General features: G+C 59.4%; 13 protein-coding genes. 11 read left to right on the forward strand and 2 right to left on the reverse strand.

Annotated elements, in window-relative coordinates; all coding sequences use genetic code 11:
- Positions 1 to 67: 67 nt before the first annotated feature.
- From AB4P97_RS23325 to AB4P97_RS23345, 5 genes are all read left to right on the forward strand, one after another.
- Positions 68 to 1,516, forward strand: a complete 1,449-nt coding sequence (locus AB4P97_RS23325) for a sodium:alanine symporter family protein (RefSeq protein ID WP_042561827.1) — start codon at positions 68 to 70, stop codon at positions 1,514 to 1,516.
- Positions 1,517 to 1,684: 168 nt separating this feature from the next.
- Positions 1,685 to 2,686: an asparaginase gene (locus tag AB4P97_RS23330; RefSeq protein ID WP_395601672.1), complete on the forward strand. Its 1,002-nt coding sequence runs from the start codon at positions 1,685 to 1,687 to the stop codon at positions 2,684 to 2,686.
- Between the two features lie 248 nt (positions 2,687 to 2,934).
- Positions 2,935 to 3,930 carry an AraC family transcriptional regulator gene (locus AB4P97_RS23335; protein ID WP_395601673.1) on the forward strand — a complete coding sequence of 332 codons (996 nt, stop codon included), beginning with the start codon at positions 2,935 to 2,937 and terminating at the stop codon, positions 3,928 to 3,930.
- A gap of 168 nt (positions 3,931 to 4,098) precedes the next feature.
- Positions 4,099 to 5,130, forward strand: a complete 1,032-nt coding sequence (locus AB4P97_RS23340; RefSeq protein ID WP_042561831.1) for a histone deacetylase family protein — start codon at positions 4,099 to 4,101, stop codon at positions 5,128 to 5,130.
- 145 nt (positions 5,131 to 5,275) lie between these two features.
- Positions 5,276 to 9,889: a dermonecrotic toxin domain-containing protein gene (locus AB4P97_RS23345; protein ID WP_395601674.1), complete on the forward strand. Its 4,614-nt coding sequence runs from the start codon at positions 5,276 to 5,278 to the stop codon at positions 9,887 to 9,889.
- Here AB4P97_RS23345 and AB4P97_RS23350 read toward each other — a convergent pair.
- The gene (locus tag AB4P97_RS23350; RefSeq protein ID WP_200612775.1) at positions 9,846 to 11,399 is read right to left on the reverse strand and encodes a PLP-dependent aminotransferase family protein; all 1,554 of its coding nucleotides are present in this window, start codon (positions 11,397 to 11,399) and stop codon (positions 9,846 to 9,848) included. The genes AB4P97_RS23345 and AB4P97_RS23350 overlap by 44 nt on opposite strands.
- A 91-nt stretch (positions 11,400 to 11,490) precedes the next feature.
- On the opposite strand from AB4P97_RS23350, the gene AB4P97_RS23355 reads away from it, so the two are divergent.
- From AB4P97_RS23355 to AB4P97_RS23365, 3 genes are read left to right on the forward strand one after another with little or no spacing between them, the layout of a single operon-like run.
- Positions 11,491 to 12,114 (forward strand): FMN-binding negative transcriptional regulator, encoded by a 624-nt coding sequence (locus AB4P97_RS23355; RefSeq protein ID WP_042561835.1) that lies wholly within the window; start codon positions 11,491 to 11,493, stop codon positions 12,112 to 12,114.
- Between the two features lie 10 nt (positions 12,115 to 12,124).
- A complete protein-coding gene (locus tag AB4P97_RS23360) occupies positions 12,125 to 12,571 on the forward strand; it encodes a GNAT family N-acetyltransferase (protein WP_047304252.1) in 447 nt (148 codons plus the stop codon).
- A 12-nt stretch (positions 12,572 to 12,583) separates the two neighbouring features.
- Positions 12,584 to 13,255, forward strand: coding sequence for a GNAT family N-acetyltransferase (locus tag AB4P97_RS23365; protein WP_395601675.1), 672 nt, complete (start codon positions 12,584 to 12,586; stop codon positions 13,253 to 13,255).
- A 93-nt stretch (positions 13,256 to 13,348) separates the two neighbouring features.
- On the opposite strand, the gene AB4P97_RS23370 is transcribed toward AB4P97_RS23365, so the two are convergent.
- Positions 13,349 to 14,248 (reverse strand): homocysteine S-methyltransferase family protein, encoded by a 900-nt coding sequence (locus tag AB4P97_RS23370; RefSeq protein WP_395599677.1) that lies wholly within the window; start codon positions 14,246 to 14,248, stop codon positions 13,349 to 13,351.
- A gap of 113 nt (positions 14,249 to 14,361) precedes the next feature.
- On the opposite strand from AB4P97_RS23370, the gene AB4P97_RS23375 reads away from it, so the two are divergent.
- The 3 genes from AB4P97_RS23375 to AB4P97_RS23385 all read left to right on the forward strand — a co-directional run bounded on the left by AB4P97_RS23375 (position 14,362) and on the right by AB4P97_RS23385 (position 18,629).
- Positions 14,362 to 15,183 (forward strand): ABC transporter substrate-binding protein, encoded by an 822-nt coding sequence (locus AB4P97_RS23375; protein ID WP_273877389.1) that lies wholly within the window; start codon positions 14,362 to 14,364, stop codon positions 15,181 to 15,183.
- Positions 15,180 to 16,016, forward strand: a complete 837-nt coding sequence (locus AB4P97_RS23380) for an amino acid ABC transporter permease (RefSeq protein ID WP_210623231.1) — start codon at positions 15,180 to 15,182, stop codon at positions 16,014 to 16,016. Before AB4P97_RS23375 ends, AB4P97_RS23380 begins: the two co-directional genes overlap by 4 nt.
- A 252-nt stretch (positions 16,017 to 16,268) precedes the next feature.
- The gene (locus AB4P97_RS23385) at positions 16,269 to 18,629 is read left to right on the forward strand and encodes an autotransporter domain-containing protein (RefSeq protein ID WP_395602965.1); all 2,361 of its coding nucleotides are present in this window, start codon (positions 16,269 to 16,271) and stop codon (positions 18,627 to 18,629) included.
- Positions 18,630 to 18,643 lie beyond the last annotated feature (14 nt).

Here is an 18,643-nt window from a genome sequence, read left to right on the forward strand (position 1 = left end):
GACCGGTGTAACACGATGTTTCTTCTATCCAGCATTTGCTTACACAAAAAACAGCGAGGAAAAATCCATGCTCGAAGTCATTAACGACTTCCTCTCAGGGAAAGTACTGATCGTGCTCATTGTCGGGCTCGGTAGCTACTTCACGATTCGCTCGCGTTTCGTTCAATTGCGGCACTTCTTCCACATGTTCGCGGTGTTCCGCGACAGTCTGAAAAGCAGCGCCGGGCAGCTCAGCTCGTTCCAGGCCCTGATGCTCAGCCTCGCCGGCCGTGTCGGTGCAGGTAACATCGCCGGTGTCGGCATCGCCGTGACCCTCGGTGGGCCAGGTGCGGTGTTCTGGATGTGGGTAACCGCACTGGTCGGCATGTCCAGCAGCTTCTTCGAGTGCTCGCTCGGCCAGCTCTACAAACGCACCGACTCTGATGGCACCTTCCGTGGCGGTCCGTCCTACTACATCCAGCATGGTTTGCAGAAACGCTGGTTGGGTATGGTCATGGCGTTCCTGTTGCTGGTGACCTTCGGTTTCGCCTTCAACGGCCTGCAAGCTCACGCCGTGACTCACTCGCTGGAAAACGCTTTCGGCCTCGACACCACTTACACCGGCCTCGGCCTGGCAGTGCTGCTGGGCCTGGTGTTCGTCGGCGGGATCAAGCGTATCGCCAAGGTCGCTGACCTGTTGGTACCGGTGAAAACCCTGGTGTACATCGGCGTGACCCTCTACGTGATCGTGCTGCAATTCGACCACGTACCCGCCATGTTGATGACCATCGTCAAAAGCGCATTCGGTCTCGACCAGGCATTCGGCGGTCTGATCGGTAGCGCCATCGTCATGGGCGTGAAGCGTGGCGTGTTCGCCAACGAAGCCGGTTTGGGCAGTGCGCCGAACGTGGCGGCTGTGGCTTCGGTCGAGCACCCGGTCGCGCAAGGCGTGGTTCAGGCGTTCAGCGTGTTCCTCGACACCTTCGTGATCTGCACCTGCACCGCGCTGCTGATCCTGCTCTCGGGCTTCTACACCCCGGGCTTCGAAGGCGATGGCATTGCCCTGACCCAGAACTCGCTGGCCGCTGTGGTGGGTGAATGGGGCCGGATGTTCATCTCGGTCGCCTTGGCGTTGTTCGTGTTCACCTCGATCCTCTACAACTACTACCTTGGCGAGAGCAACCTGCGCTTCCTGATCGGTGAAAACCGCAAGGCGCTGATCGGCTACCGCGCACTGGTACTGGTGTTGATCTTCTGGGGTGCGATCGAAAACCTCAGCACCGTGTTCGCCTTCGCCGACATCACCATGACCATGCTGGCGTTTGTGAACCTGATCGCGCTGTTCCTGCTGTTCAAGATCGGCATGCGCATCCTGCGTGACTACGATGACCAGCGTGCGGCCGGCATCAAGACGCCGGTGTTCGATTCGAGCAAATTCCCGGATCTGGACCTGGACCGCAAAGCCTGGCCGGCCAATCCGCCCGCCGCCGGCAAGACTGAAGTCGAGCCGCAAGGCGTCCCTGCAGCGCAACGCTGATGGGTGAATGACGGGCGCATCTCCTGCGCTCGTCAGTTACAGTTCGGAAAACTGTGAGAGCGAGCCTGCTCGCGAATGCAGTCTGGCAGTTGATGCATGCATTGACTGACACACCGCTTTCGCGAGCAGGCTCGCTCCCACAGGACCTCATCCTTTCGGAGAATCCTCATGAATTCGTCGACCTATCCTGCCGCGCAAAACGTCATGGTGCTCTACACCGGTGGCACCATCGGCATGCAGGCCAGTGCCAATGGCCTGGCCCCGGCGTCAGGTTTCGAAGCGCGGATGCGCGACTATCTGCACAGCCAGCCAGAACTGGTCGTGCCGCAATGGCGCTTTCGTGAAATGTCGCCGCTGATCGACAGCGCCAACATGACCCCGGCCTATTGGCAGCAACTGCGTGAGGCTGTGGTCGATGCAGTTGATGTACAGAACTGCGACAGCGTGCTGATCCTGCATGGCACCGACACCCTGGCGTACAGCGCCGCGGCCATGAGTTTCCAGTTGCTCGGCCTGCATGCCCGTGTGTGCTTCACCGGCTCCATGTTGCCGGCCGGTGTCACCGATAGCGATGCCTGGGAAAACCTCAGCGGCGCACTGGTCGCCCTCGGTCAGGGTTTGGCGCCGGGTGTGCATCTGTACTTCCACGGTGAACTGCTGGCGCCGACCCGCTGCGCGAAAGTGCGCAGCTTCGGTCGTCATCCGTTCAAGCGCCTGGAGCGTCAGGGCGGCGTGAAAGCTACTTCTGTGCCGCCAGCGTTGAATTACAACCAGCCCAAGCTACTGGCGAACATTGCGGTACTGCCGTTGTTCCCCGGAATCGGCGCCGCGATCCTCGACGGCTTGCTCGACAGCGGCATTCAGGGCCTGGTGCTGGAGTGCTACGGCAGCGGCACCGGGCCGAGCGACAATCCAGAGTTCCTTGCCAGCTTAAGCCGTGCGCGGGACAACGGCGTGGTGGTGGTCGCGGTGACGCAATGCCACGAGGGCGGAGTTGAACTGGACGTGTACGAGGCTGGCAGCCGCTTGCGCGGGGTTGGCGTGCTGTCCGGTGGCGGTATGACCCGCGAGGCGGCGTTCGGCAAGTTGCATGGTTTGCTGGGGGCGGGTCTTGAAACGGCTGAAGTGCGGCGGCTGATGGAGCTGGATTTGTGTGGTGAGCTGGTCTGAGCAAGGCTGCCGATTTCCCCTCACCCTAACCCTCTCCCAGAGGGAGAGGGAACTGGCCTTAGTGTCCTGCGCTATACGCCGACCTGAAAAAAAGTGTCGATTATGGATTCAGCAGAGCTTTTTCAGGTCGGCGTATCTCGCCAATATTCCCCGCTCGGCCCCCTCTTCCTCAGGGAGAGGGCTGGGGTGAGGGGCTGCTGCGGCATATAACTTGCTGCGTTCCAGCCATCCCAAGGCTGGAAAATCTCATGCTCCACTCCCACCTCACCACCCTCAACGCGGTCTCTCTGGTGCTCAACACCTTCAGGGATCAAGGCTTGTCGAGCGAAGCATTGCTGGCCGGCAGCGGCATCAGTGCGGCGGATCTGGCCCGGGCCGACACGCGCATCACCACCAATCAGGAGATGCAGGTGTGCGCCAACGCGGTCGCGCTCAAGCACGATATCGGTCTGGAACTGGGCCGACGCATGCACGTTTCCAGCTATGGAATTCTTGGCTACGCACTGCTGACCTGTGCCACCTTCGGTGACGCTTTGCGCCTGGCCATCCGCTATCCGGCGCTGTTGGGAACACTTTTCGAGCTGAGTCTTGAGGACGACGGCGAACGCGTCTGGTTTGTCGCCGCCGATTACCGCGAGAGCCCGGCGATGGCAGTGTTCAATGCCGAATTCTGTCTGGTTTCGCTCAAAGTCATTTGCGACGATTTACTCGGTGGTCAGCTGCCGTTGCTCGCCGTCCGTTTTGAACATGAGGCACCGGATTACCGCGAAAGCTATGCCGAGCACTTCAATGCAGCGCTGCACTTCGCCGCCAAAGACAACGCGTTCGCCTTCGACCGCCACTGGCTGGACCGGCCGCTGCCGCTGGCGGACGCCGTCACCCACCAAGCCATGGCTGAACGCTGTCGCAAGCAGAACCTCGAATTCACCGGACGTCAGGCCTGGCTGGGCCGTATCCGCCAATTGCTCAGTGCCCAGCTGAACGCCGCACCGGGACTGGAAGGTCTGGCCCAGCAAATGAAATGCTCGCCGCGCACTTTGCGCAGACATCTGAAGTACATGGGCAGCAGTTATCAGGAACTGCTCGATGAACTGCGCTTCGAGCGAGCCAAGCAGATGCTGTGTGAGGATCAACTTCCGATCTACCGCATCGCCGAAACCCTGGGCTTCAGCGAGACCGCGAGCTTTCGCCATGCGTTTGTGCGCTGGAGTGGGGTCGCGCCGAGCCAGTTCCGACCGCATTGATATTCCTTTGTGGGAGCAGGCTTGGGCAGGCCTACTCAAGCAAGGGGCGAATAGCGGTCAGAGGTTCTGGCCAGATCGATCCCCTTTTGGCCTCTTCTGCCGTTTTCCGAATCGCTGTGCGCCGCAACACTGGACGCAAACCGAATCAGCCCCTGCGGAGAACAACAAATGCTGACGATCTACTCGGATGATCACCACCTGCACCATGGCCGCTGCGAATTGATCGATGGCCAGCTCAAGCCTTGCTTCGAGATGCCTTCGCGCGCCGACCATGTGCTGCAACGCGTGCAGCACCAGCATCTGGGTCCGGTCGAGGCACCGAAGGACTTCGGCCTCGAACCGATCGCCCGCATTCACAGCCGCGACTATCTCGAGTTCTTCAAAGGCGCGTGGGCGCGCTGGACTGAATTCAACACCGACGGCGACTTGCTGCCCTACACCTGGCCGGCGCGCACCTTGCGCGCCATCAAACCGACCAGCCTGCACGGCCAACTCGGTTACTACAGCTTCGATGGCGGCGCACCGATCACCGCCGGCACCTGGCAAGCCGCGTACAGCGCGGCGCAAGTTGCACTGACCGCGCAAGCGGCGATCCAGCACGGCGCACACAGTGCCTTCGCGTTGTGTCGCCCACCCGGACATCACGCTGCCGGCGATTTGATGGGCGGTTATTGCTACCTCAACAACGCGGCCATTGCGGCGCAGGCGTTTCTTGATCAAGGCCACAAGAAGGTCGCGATCCTCGACGTCGACTACCACCACGGCAACGGCACCCAATCGATTTTCTACGCACGCAGCGACGTATTGTTCACCTCGATCCATGGCCATCCGGAAGCGGAGTTTCCGTTCTTCCTCGGCTACGAAGACGAGCTCGGTGAAGGCGCCGGCGAAGGCTTCAATTTCAACTATCCACTGCCCGCCGGTTCCGGCTGGGACACCTGGAGTGCGGCGCTGGATCAAGCCTGCAACGAGATCGACCGTTATGGCGCCGAGATCATCGTCGTGTCGCTGGGTGTCGATACGTTCAAAGATGACCCGATCTCGCAATTCAAGCTCGATAGCCCGGATTACCTGGCGATGGGCAAGCGGATTGCCGCGCTCGGCAAACCAACGCTGTTCGTGATGGAAGGTGGCTACGCGGTGGAAGAAATCGGCATCAACGCAGTCAACGTGCTTGAGGGCTTTGAAAGCGCTCACTGAGCAACGGCTAAACACCTGGACCCGCTCGTGCGGGTCTTTTTTTGCCCGCAAGATCTATGTACCGCACACCGTCGCGACGCGAACTTTACCTTGCCCTGCTCGGCCACTTCCCCGGTGTGCCCAACAGTCAGAGCAGGAATTGCCCATGCCCGAAATATCCATACCCAGCGCGGTCGATGTGTTGACCCAACTGGTGACCGGCCCCTCGTTGCGGGAAGTCGCCACAACAACACTGCGCCAGGCCCTCAAAACGCTGTATCCGAACCTGGAGATCGACCCGCAACGGGCCATGGTCGCGACGCCGACATGGGTCATCACTGACGAGCATGCAACCCCGGGCGCCGATAAGTTCGAATCCCTTACCGACGCGCTGGTGCGGCTTGGCCTGTCCGGCACCACGGTGACGTACCTCGACGACGAACACTTCCTGACCTTGCAGCCCACTGTCAGCCCGGCAATCCAGCTGCCGGTGAAAATCAGTGCCATCGCCCGGCTGATCAACGAGCTGGCGCCACTGCTGTTCGTTGCCTACAAAGAGCAACACATCGATTACTGGAGCGAAAACACCGCTGCGAATCACCCGCGCTGGTACCAACTGTCGAATGGCTTGCGCAGATTCTGGAATGTCGACGCAAGCCTTGGCTGGGATGCCGATGAGCAAGCCATGGCCCTCGCCGTTTTCAACAACCCGGACAAACGAAAAAGAACCAACGACAAGTACAAGACCCGCGCCTGTCTGATTGACCTGGATCACGGTGAAGGGGATGCCCGCAAACACGCGACGTTGCTCAATACTGCCGTGCTGATCGGTACGCTCGGGCAGCGCACGCTGGTGCTCACTCACTCGGTGGTACAAGGCTTTCGGCGCTTCGCTTCGGTGGACGAAATCGGCAATGCCCTGCCACACCGGTTTCGCGAAGGGGCCAGCGCCAAAGGTCTGAGCTGGCGACTTGTCGAGCCTGAAGGCGACTTCTTCAACCACCAGGCCTGCACTGTCATTGCGCTTGAAGCCGATGCGCTGGGCCAGATCAATTTCTTCGAAGGTCCGATTCTCAACAGGCTCTATCCTCACGCCGGAACCGCAGGCAACCATCAACAACCGATACCGCGCCTGAAACCGCACATCGAGCGACTGAGGCCAATGCTGCCCGGGTGGCTGGACGCTGCCTCGCCTGCCGATCAGACCCTCTACGGCCGACACTTGCTGGATCTGACCGTGGTGCAGCATGCGAACCAGGGCAAATCGTTTCAGAGCGAAGTGAAGGATCTGCAGACATTCACACGCGAGGCACTGACTGCACAGATTCTAAAAGACCACCCGACAGCGACCGATATAAAGCTCGACGACATCGAGATGACCATCGTCAGCCTGGTGATCTGGGGCACGTTCATAGTGCCGGGCGAATTTCAGACCAAAACGCTGACGCTTCTCGAACTCGCACTGCAAAACCTGGCGGGTCTGCCCCTGGGCAATAAAAGGGTGGCCTACAAAGACGGCAGCGCATTACCGCAATGGATGACCGTGACCTTTGTCGAAGAGCTGGTGAAGACCGTCGACATCGGCAGCACTTACCCCGCTTACCTGAAGAAAAAACTGGTCGACGACGCCACTCAGGCGGCTGCTTTGCAGGATATCTATAGCCAACAGTTACCCCTTGAATTGCCGTTGCTGGCCCTGCAACACAAGATCCGTGGCGAAGCAGGCTTCACTGAGCTGGGTTACCGATACGTGGTTGCGGCACTGAGCAGCGTCGCTGCAGATCGTCAGGTCGACGGGCAGGAAATCGTCATCCGCCCTCTGGCATTCGTGACCCACCGCAGCACCTCCCGCGCGGACACCGTGGACAACATGTTCGTCATCGGCCCGCGCGAGCCGGACAAAGGGCCCTGCCTGCTTTATCGACCGCTGTTCGCAAAGGCGCTGATTCAATACCCCGGTCCTACCAATTTGCTGTACGCAATCAAGCATTCTCAGGATCTGCGCGAATCGGTATTGGCGTGGTTACCCGATAGCGTGCGATTCAACTTCAGCCAGTATGTGTTTGCGGCAAGGTTTCCCTCGGTGTGGGTCATTCCAGAGATAGTGGTTCACCCGCTGACCCTCGTTGATATGTCCAGGCCCGTCACGCTGGGCACCGACGTCATCGAAGGCGATGTTCTGGCAACGCTGCACAAGACCAATGTGCAAGCGGTCATCACTCAAGCTGACCGCCAATCGGTATCCAACGCGCAAGCACGCTGGGCCACGCTCAAACGCGGTGGCTGGGTACTCTTTAACGCGGCGCTGCCCTTTCTGGGGCGCGGTGTCTCGATAGCGGCCTGGATCTGGCAGATCATGGACGACTTGCAGGAGGTCAGCGACGCTGCCAATCAGCAATCCGGCAAAGTCGCCTGGTCGGCACTTGCCGATATTCTCCTCGCACTGGGCATGGTCCTCGCCCATCGCGCAGCGGTCGGTCACAAGCCCGCCCACAAGGCCATCAGTGCAGTTGATGAGTGGGAGTCGCCGACACCTCAACCCGTACCTGAGCTCATCAACCCTGTACGCGCGCCGGACATCGCGGGCAGTGAACTGGTCGCCAATCATGGAACGTCGATCAACACCATCGCCGCTCTAGAGCAATCGAACCACAGCCTCGCCGCACTGCTGGACCGTCTCAACGTCAGCAAACCCGAAACGCTTGGGACTGCGGCGAGTGAGGGCCCGTATCAGCACCTCTACCAACATGGCGGGAAATGGTACGCGCCGGTCGACAAGCGCTGGTTCCAGGTGCAGATCAATGAAGAGGAGCACGTGCAGATCATCGACTCGAGCCGACAGCCTCCCGGTACCGGACCATTTCTGGTACGCAGCGCGGCCGGCCAATGGGTCGTCGATCTGCGATTGCGCCTGAGCGGCGGCAGCCTGAGCAGTCGGCGCAGACAGGTCCAGCGTCAGAACATGCAGCGCATATCTCAGCACCGAAGTGCTATCAGCGCTTTCGACTTGACGATGCCGTCCAAGCTGACTGAGCTCACAGAAGCCCGCACCGCCATGGACGCCGCCCTGCCGGAAACGGCCAAGACTGCACGCAAAAAATACCTCGACCTGCTGGATTCACAGCTCCAGGAATACGGGGAAAATATCAATCAAATCAGACTGTTGAATTCGCTTCAGGAGGTTCCCAATTTCCGCGCGGTGATAACCGAGCGGCTGGAGATGCAACTGTTCCTCGGCCAGGAATGGCTCATGGAGAACGGCACGGATTTTCAGGCCAATATCCGCGCTACGACGATGGCAATTGAGGACCGTAAGCAATCTTCGTCGCAGCGGTTCATTCAGACCTGCGAAGAAATGAGCGATCAGACTCAGGGGATCATGGAAAAAATCGACGCTTCCCATGCCCGGTTCGCAGAACTTGAACGCCTCGGCGAAGGCGCTGTGGAGATACTGATCAAATATCGGAAAACTCTGCCGGACTACGATCTGAATGATTTCAAGCTGCTGCAAATCTGTCTTGGCCAGGAGATTTGCGTCAAGCCGGGCACAACAGCGGTCAGGGGACAGGTGCAGGCGACAATGGAACAACTCATCGAAAGCGCAGCACTGAACGTTCAGAGCTCGCTGAATCTGAGTACCGATGAAAGTCTGCACAACCTCGGTGAGCGGATCGACACCCTGAATCACCTGACACGGCAATTTGCCGCGGTGGATCAGGGTTTTGGCGATATCGCCGCCGAGTTTGCGGACCAGCTCAACCTTCCACGGCTTGCGCGGGTACGTGAAAGGGTCAAGGAGTTCAGCGACATAGCGGTCACGCAGCTGGCAGGCTTGCTGCGTGACCGGCGTCTGGTCGAACCTCAAGCCGGTCCGTCCAGGCCTGCAGGCATGAACACCCGGAAAATCATCAAGACCCGTAGCAGAGGCACTCTCGTCGGTGTACCGAAAACTGCGACTGAAGACGGGCCAAGCGACCTGGTCGAATTGCGCTCGAACATGGCAGGGGTCATCGCTACCTTTCAGGAAGAGTCACCCGGCGTTTGGGTGGAACACATTACGGCTACGCCGACGACGCAACTCCCTAAGCCGCCGCCTAGGCCCAATCTCAATAAAAGTATCCGCGCTGGCCAGGCACTGCTCGATGGCCTTGCGGAGTTTCACCGGGTTACCGACGCTCGGATCAAGCGGGGTCCGCGGCTCCCGGTGGAGGTCGAGGAGGAATACCACCGGCATGCAGCGCTTTTGCGTAAAGCCAACGCGGACATCGATGAGGCATTGACGGCGCGCAATGCCACGGCGGATCTCGACAACCCGACGCAAGAACTAGGTCACGCGCTGGAGAAGGCAGCAAAGGCGCTTGATGAAAAAGGCACCAGTACCCGGGCCAGAATGATCAAACAGCAGATGCCGACGGGAGCCGGCGTCGAATGGCTGAAAAATCACGGTGAAGTGACCATCGCCAAAATCCTTACGCGACGCGAACTCAAAAGTCGTCCTAATGACTTTCTGGACGAGTACGAAGTACGCGATATCAAAACCAGCAAGGTGGTGTGTTACGCGCACTTTCACTACAGCAGTGTCAGCGCGCCGTTAACGCCATTCCTCGCCGGACACCTGAAAACCAACGCGCAGCGGCATCTAGGGGGGACCTATGAATTGCGTGGTTTGAATAATCAGCAAATTATCGATATTCACCGCAGCGAGATTTCCACCCAATTGGCCGAGACCTTGTTCTTCACGCCCGCCAAGCCTGCTGCAACCGGGCCAACGCAGCTTTGATCGCGGCTTCCGGCACGGCGGCGAACCCCAGGACCAGTCCGGCGCGCTGGTCCTGGGGAGTCGTAGAGTCCGGCAGCCAGTAATGGCTCAAGCCGCTGATTTCGACATCCACGCGCGCAGCTTGCTCGATCAGTTGCCGCTCACGGTCGATGCTCTCCACCTTCACGGTCAAGTGCAGCCCGGCCGACACCGCCGGCAGGTCACCGACGCCGAGGATTGCCGTTGGCCAACCATCGAGCAACGTATTGCGCCGATTCAGCGCGGCGCGGCGCATCCGGCGGATATGCCGCTGGAAATGCCCGGCCGCCATGAACTCGGCCATCACCGCTTGCGTGCTCACCTCGGAATGCCGGACATCCACCGCCCGGCGCTGCGAAAACGCTGGCACCAGCGCCGGTGGCAGCACCAGATAACCGAGGCGCAACGCCGGGAATGCGACCTTGCCGAACGTGCCGACATACAGAACGCGGCCCTGTTGATCGAGTGCCGCCAAGGGGGCCAATGGCGCGCCGGTGTAACGGTACTCGCCGTCGTAGTCATCCTCAACGATCCAGCCTTGCGTGCGTTCGGCCCAGGCGAGCAGTTCAAGACGCCGCGCCAGGCTCATCACCACGCCTGTCGGGTATTGATGCGAGGGCGTCACGTAGGCCACGCGACAATCACTGGCACCCGACAGTGCCGAGCAATCCATGCCCTCCTCGTCCACGCCAATCCCGCGCAGAATGCCTCCCGCCAAGGCGAATGCATGACCGGCCGCACGGTAGCCCGGATTTTCGATCGCAACGCCATCGCCCGGCTCCACTAGCAGCTGTGCACAAAGACTAATGGCCTGCTGTGCGCCACTGGTGATCACAATTTGCTCAGCCGAGCACTGCATCCCTCGCGAACTGCGCAGATAGGCCGCAATCAGGCTGCGCAGACGCGCATCGCCGGCCGGGTCGCCGTAACACATCTGCTGAAGATCCGGTTTGCGCCAGAAAGCCCCGTTGAGCTTGGCCCAGACGTCAAACGGAAACAGATCGAATGCCGGTACACCAACCCGAAATGCGCGCGGCGGGCCACTGGGGGGATGGGGTAAATGGTTGTTTTCCAACCGCTGTAAAACCCCGCTGTGGATAACTTTACTGGATGAAAGCACAGTGGAATTTGCGGAATTTGTGGATAAGGCTGTGGGTAAGCCTGTTGAAAACCCTGTGGATACTTTTGTGGATAGTTTTTTCGCCTTGAGCGGGTCACGGGGCAGTTGGGCCACGTAAGTGCCATCCCCCACCCGCCCTTCAATGAAGCCTTCGGCATAGAGTTGATCGTAGGCCCGAACCACACTGTTGCGGGAAATCGCCAGCGCGGCGGCCAGATCACGGCTGGCTGGCAGGCGCGTGCCACTGGCTAGCCGCCCGTCGAGCACACGCAGTCGCAACGCCTGATAGAGCTGACGGCTCAAGCCCTGACGGCGATCAAGTTCGATGCCCGCCGGGTTGAACGGCATGGACAACGTGGACAAATCAGGCATGGTAATGGATCTATGAAATTGGCCATCAATGGCTCTTACATCAGACCAATAGCCTGCCTAGGATGTATGTATTCGCCAAGGAAAATCTCTTATGTACACGCCGCGTGCCTTTGCCATCGATGAGCTGTCCCAACTCCACGAACTGATCCTCGCCACTCGCCTCGCCATTCTGGTAACCCACGGCGAAAACGGTCTGCAAGCCAGCCATGTGCCGGTGCTGCTGCATTGCGAGCAAGGTGAATACGGCACGCTCTACGGGCATCTGGCCAGGGCCAATCCGCAGTGGAAGGACCTGCGCGACGGCGCCGAAGCGATGCTGATTTTTGCCGGACCGGATGCCTACGTCAGCCCGGGGTTTTATCCGAGCAAGGCCGAGCATGGCAAAGTCGTGCCGACCTGGAACTACATCGCCGTACACGCCTACGGCCACGCCGAGACCTTCAGCGACGGCGGGCGGCTGCTCGACATCGTCAGCACCCTCACCGACCGCCATGAGGCCGGCCGCGCACAGCCTTGGTCGGTCGCCGACGCACCCGCCGATTACATCGACAGCATGCTCAAAGCCATCGTCGGTTTCGCCATTCCCATCGACCGCCTGGAAGGCAAGCGCAAGCTCAGTCAGAACCGCAGCGCCGAAGATATCGCCGGCGTGCGCGAAGGGCTGGCCGCCAGCTCCGAATTCAACGATCAAACCCTCGCCCAATTGATGCGTTAAGGAACTCACCATGAGTCAGATCGAGATCCGTCAGGTCAGCGCCGACGACCACGCCGCCTGGCTGGCGCTGTGGCAGGCTTACCTGCGCTTCTACAACACCGAACTGCCGGAGGCGGTGACGAACAGTACCTGGCAGCGCTTCCTCGACCCGAGCGAACCGACGCACGCCGCCCTCGCCTGGGCTGACGGTAAAGCGCTGGGCATGGTGCATTACATCTACCATCGCTCGAACTGGAGCATCGAAAACTCCTGTTACCTGCAAGACTTGCTGGTGGCGCCTGAAACCCGCGGCACCGGCGTCGGTCGCCAGTTGATCGAGCACGTCTATGCAACGGCCAAAGCCGACGGCTGCTGCAAAGTCCATTGGCTGACCCACGAATCCAACGCTACGGCGATCCAGCTCTACGAGCGCATCGCCGAGCGCCCAGGCTTCATCCAGTTTCGCAAAGCCCTTTAAGGAGACGCGCTCATGATCACCTCACCTGCCGATTGGAAAGGCGTGCCCGCCCCCACGACCACGCTGCTCGAAGGCCGCTTCATCCGCCTGGAAAGGCTCGACCCGGCGCGCCACGGTGACGAGCTGTTCAACGCCCTCGAAGGCCCCGGCGCCGACCCGAAACTCTGGGACTTCCTGCCCTACGGCCCGTTTCCCGAGCGCCACGTGTTCAATGACTGGCTGAACAATCACGCGGCCAGCAGCGATCCGTATTTCTTCAGCATCATCGACCGCGCCAGCGGCCAGGTGCAAGGCATGCTCAGCCTGATGTCGATTGTCCCGGCCCACGGCCGTATCGAAATCGGCCACGTGACTTTCGGCGCACCAATGCAGCGCTCGCCAAAAAGCACCGAGGCGGTTTACCTGTTGGCCAAACACTCCTTTGACCTGGGCTACCGTCGCCTGGAATGGAAGTGCAACAACGCTAACGCCCGCTCCAAATACGCCGCTGAACGCCTGGGCTTCAGCTTCGAAGGCGTTTTCCGCCAGCACATGGTGGTCAAGGGCCAGAACCGCGACACCGCGTGGTACTCGATTGTGGATTCGGAATGGCCGGCGATTGCGGCGGGGTTTGAGCAGTGGCTGTCCGATGAAAACCAGACGCCTGACGGTCAGGTGAAAGGGTTGGTCGAGTGCCGTGGTTAAAACCGCAAAAGCAAAAGATCGCAGCCTTCGGCAGCTCCTACACGGGACAAAATGTAGGCGCTGCCGCAGGCTGCGATCTTTTGATCCGCTTTCTTAAGCCAGTTTCTGCGCCAGCACTGCAATGTGTTCTGGTCCGATACCGCAGCAACCGCCCAAGTGACTGGCGCCGCGTTGCTGCCAATCTCTCGCCCAATGCAAATAACCTGGCGGATCGAGATCGTCGCGCAGCGGATCCAGTCCGTCATTGGCCGTTGCCTCCTTGGGCTGCGGCGGAAACGCATTGGCATAGGCGCCGATGTGAATCTTCACCCCCAGACGCTCGAAGGTAGCGCGTGCCGCATCAATCGCCGCGCCAATCACTTCCGGCTGGCTGCAATTGAATAGCAACGTTTCAACGCCCAACTCCGCTGCCACCGTAGCCGCCTCGGCGACCGGCTCGCCAGAACGCAAACGCGGTACGTCGTCAGTGTCTTCATCCTGCAAGGTAAACGACAGCCAGAACGGCTTGCCGTCCTGCGGGAGTCCGGCGTGGATGGCCCGTGCCTCGATAATCGAACTCTGTGTTTCCGCCAGCCACAGGTCAACGTGCGGTGCCAGTCCGTTGACCAACGGATTCAGCAATTCCGTTACTCGAGACGCGTCGAACAGATCAGGACGATAAGAGCCGAACAACGGAGGCAAGGAGCCGGCTACCCGCACGTTTTTACCCGATGCCTGCACCGCACGCCGCGCCAGTTCGCCGGCCAACGCTGCCAAAGCCTGACCTTCAGCGGCGAAACGCGTTTCGCCGATATGAAACGGCACCACTGCATAGCTGTTGCTAGTGATCACGTCGGCACCACTGGCGATATAGGCAGCGTGTACAGCCTCGACCGCTTGCGGTGCTTCGCTCAGCGCCAGTGCCGACCATTCTGGCTGCCGAAATGGCGCCCCGGCTCGTTGCAACTCACGGCCCATGCCGCCATCAAGAATAACCGTGCTCGCTGCGCCCATATGCTTTTCACTCATATGCTTATGAAAATAACTCACTATCAGAGTCGTTCTTATAACTATTTAATACGCACCATTCGGTTAATAACAACCTCTTTTTTATTCAGGGATCGCCTGTGAAATTCCAACCACTACTGGCCCTGGGCCTGACGATTCTGGCCGCCTCGACCCAAGCCTTCGGTGGCACCACACTGGATCGCGTCGAGCAAAAGAAAGAGCTGGTCGGCGTGTTGATGGAAAGCTATCCGCCCTTCTCATTTCTCAACGATCAGAACCAGCTCGACGGCTTCGACGTCGATGTCGCCAAAGCCGTGGCGGAGAAACTGGGGGTCAAGCTGCGTCTCGAAACACCGTCCTGGGACGTCATCGCTGCCGGCCGCTGGAGTGGGCGCTACGACATCTGCATCTGCTCGATGACGCCGAGCAAGGCCCGCGCCGAAGTGTTCGATTTCCCGGTCGAGTACTACGCCTCACCGGCAGTGATCGTGGTCAACACCAAGGACGATCGCATCCACAGCGCCAAGGATCTGAGCGGCAAGAAGGTCGGCCTTACCAGCGCATCCAGTTATGAAAGTTATCTGAACAAGAATCTGGTCATTGAGGGCGCTGAGGACACACAGCTCCAGTATCCATTCGAAGATGTACAGATCGCGCCGTACGATACCGACAACGTCGCGTTCCAGGACCTTGGCCTCGGTGCGGGCGTGCGCCTGGATGCGATCCTCACTAACCTCGTCACTGCGCAGCCACGCTTGAATGAAGACAAACGCTTCAAGCTCGCTGGCGAGCCGCTGTACTCGGAGCCGAACTCGGTCGCCATCGAGAAGGGTGATGCACAGTGGGACGCCAAGGTGCGCGAGGTCTTTGCCCAACTCAAACAGGACGGCACCCTGAGCAAGCTTTCGCAAAAATGGATCGGTGCCGACATCAGCCAATGACTTCTTTCCCGGTACCTCCCAAGCCACCGCAACCGGTGGCTGAATCACGCCTGCGCCGGCTGTTCGGTTTCCGGACAAGGCTGTACCTGACCTGGGCGGTGATGTTCTGCCTGTTCGCGGGGTTCTTCCTGAGCTTCGACCTGAAGTTTTCGATCATCCTCGACAAACTGCCTAACCTGGTCGGCTTGAAACTGGCACCTAATGGTTTCTTGCAGGGAGCAGCACTGACGCTGTTTCTGTGCGTGTGCTCAATCGTTGCTTCGGTGCTGCTGGGTTTCGTGACTGCACTGGCGCGACTTTCGAAAAGTGCGGTGGCCTTCGGCATCGCCAGTTTCTACGCCTCGTTCTTTCGCGGCACGCCGCTGCTGATCCAGATCCTGCTGATCTATCTCGGTTTGCCGCAACTGGGCATCGTGCCGGGCGCCATCGTCGCCGGGATCATCGCCCTGTCACTCAACTATGGCGCGTACCTCAGCGAGATCTTCCGCGCAGGCATTCTTGGCGTCCCGTACGGCCAGCGAGAAGCATCGCTGGCGCTGGGCATGCGCGACTCAGTCATTCTTTGGCGCATTACGCTGCCTCAGGCCATGCGCACCATCATTCCGCCCACGACCAATCAATTCATTTCGATGCTGAAAGATTCGTCGTTGATCTCGGTGATGGGCGTCTGGGAAGTGATGTTTCTCGCGCAGTCGTATGGACGTTCAAGCTATCGCTACATCGAAATGCTGACCACGGCGGCCATCATTTACTGGTTGATGTCGATTGGGCTGGAGCTGATTCAGGCGCGGATGGAGCGGCATTACGGCAGGGCGTACGTTCGCCGTACTTAAGGTGATCCGTAACGCGTCACGGGTTGATTGGGCAGTGACAGATGAGTTTTGCACCGCTGAACAGTCGGCGACGTCCCGCTTGATTGTAGGAAAAGGAAGCGCTGGATTCGGGTAAAACCACCGGCTGCGGATCTGGTGGAAATTTTCCACAAAATGATGCGACGTCGCCTGCAACGCTTCGGGAAGCAGCCGACATCGGATTTTGGGGCGGATCAATAGAGTTGGGGCTTCCGTTCAACAAGGCCCTACTTGATGCCCACTCAACACCGGTACAAACCACAACGTCTGTCTTTGGCTATTGCGCTGGCGCTTGGCTGCATGGAACTCGCGAGCGCTCAGCAACTGCCTGAAGCCGCGGAGTCACCTGTAATCATGAACGTGCCGGAACTGTCGCAAGCCAGTCCCTATGAAGACGCTCTCGGAAGGCTTCAGGCTGTTTTCACCGATAAAGCTACTGTTGCCCATCCTTTCGTTGCAGCCGAAAGTACTTTTCAGGGGATCGATGCCAACGACCTAATCCTTCTGAAAGACGGCGCCAGCTTTTCCGGCCGGATCGATGGCGGCGCAGGAGATAACTTCTTGCTAGTGGATGTTTCTGAAGGAGGCACGCTTAAAGACACCCGTAATTTCAATGGACTGTTTCTCGTCAAGGGAGACTGGACGTTGAGTAGCAAGGGAGACTTCAAGGAAGGCGTATTGGTACAAAATAATGGTGCCCTGACCAACCTGGGCACCATTGAAGGTGGCGCGATTACCGCCGGCAAGCTCTTCAACAAAGGGAGCATCAAAGGGGATGTGTATGTCGATAAGAACGGCAGCTTCGCAGGTAAGGGCACAGTAGGAAACTTGCACGTTAACGGTGTGCTCACGGTTAACGGATTGCTTGGTAGCCCACGGGTCAAAGGCGACTTGAGCCTATCGCCGACAGCGGAACTGGCCTACGAGGTCACGCCTGAAGGTCGTGGCCAAACGATCAAAGTCGACGGCACTGCCATGTTAGACGGCGCCACCCTTAGAGTCGTGGCCGCTCCAGGCGAGTATCCGCCAACCGGCTCGTACAAAATCATCGAGGCCGCGAAAGTCGAAGGTGAATTCGGCACGATCTTGAACGACCTCGCTTTCATGACAGCTAAACCGCTATACAACAAAAAATCCGTCGGCCTGACTTACAGCCGAAATGAGAATCCACTAACGAGCGCTGCCACTACGAACAATGCCGCTTCGATCGCCGAAAGCATCGTCGAGCCACAAGCGCCGTTGCAACCCACTGTACCTGCGCCAGCACCGCTGACAGCACCAACATCAACATCAACATCAGCTCCAGATTCGATCACAACTTCAACTTCAGCTCCAGATTCGATTACAACTTCAACTTCAGCTTCAGATTCGATTACAGCTTCAGCTTCAGCTTCAGCTCCGACTTCAGTTCCTGCGTCGGTTGCCGATTCGGGTCCGGGTTTGATCGCAGTGGCGGCACCAGCGCCAGTTTCATCACCTGTACAGGACGACATCGCTGTTGCACCTGCGAGCGAAGCTGCTGATACGCCACCCCCTCCGGCTCAAAGACCCGCAAGTGCGGCCGTCGCCGCGTTACTGGCCAGCGACAAGCAAACAGCCCCCGTCGCCCTGGAACAACTCGCCGCCGGCAGCAACGCCAACCTAGCCAAAGCCACGTTAAGCAGCGTTACCCCCGTGAGCGCGAGCATGCTGTCGGCCATGCGCCAACTCGACCATCGCACGGGCGCAGCTTACGGCTCGGGCAATTCACCTCGCGAAGCTGCCGGCGGTGCAGATTCCGGGCGAGTCTGGGTTCAGGCATTGGGCCATGGCGGCAAGGTTGATCGCGAGTACGACAGCACCCTGAAACACGCCACCCAAGGCCTGGTCATGGGCGCTGACTGGCGGCTCAATGAGCAATGGCATATCGGTTTGCTGGGCGGCAAATCCCAAACCAGACTCAATGCCCGCCAATACGAAGGCGACCTCGACAGCTGGCACGTTGGCGCCTACGCCGTGCGTCAGGATGGACCAATAGCGCTGCGCCTGGGTGCCACTTACGCCAGCCATGACGGCAGCAGCAAACGTCGGGTTGCGTTCAACGGATTCAGCGATCGCCTAAAAGGCAATTACGACGCCAACACCCAGCAAGCCTTCGCCGAACTGGGCTTCAACTTCGGCCGCAACGACGTGACACTCGAACCGTTCGCCAGCCTCGGCTACCAACGTTATCAACGTGACAGCCACAGTGAAAAAGGTGGTGATGCGGCGCTGAAGGTCTTTGGGCAAACCCGCGACAATCTCAGCAGTACCTTCGGCCTGCGTACGGCAAAAATCCACACACTGGACAACGGCATGAGCCTGACGCCGCGATTGAGCGCCGGGTGGAAACACACCTTTGGTGAACTCGACAGCGACACCCGCCAGCAACTGGTCAAGGGCGGCAAACGCTTCACCGTGAACGGTGCAGAACTGGATCGCAACAGCCTGGGCGTCGATGCGGGTCTGGACCTCGGACTGTCGACCAACCACACGCTGGGCGTGGCCGTCACTGGAGAGTTCGGCAGCGAAAGCCGAAATCACGGCGTGATGGGTCAGTGGCGAATGGCGTTCTAAATCGCTTCCTGTAA

It is taken from the genome of Pseudomonas sp. A1230 (assembly GCF_044218825.1).
GTDB lineage: Bacteria > Pseudomonadota > Gammaproteobacteria > Pseudomonadales > Pseudomonadaceae > Aquipseudomonas > Aquipseudomonas iridis.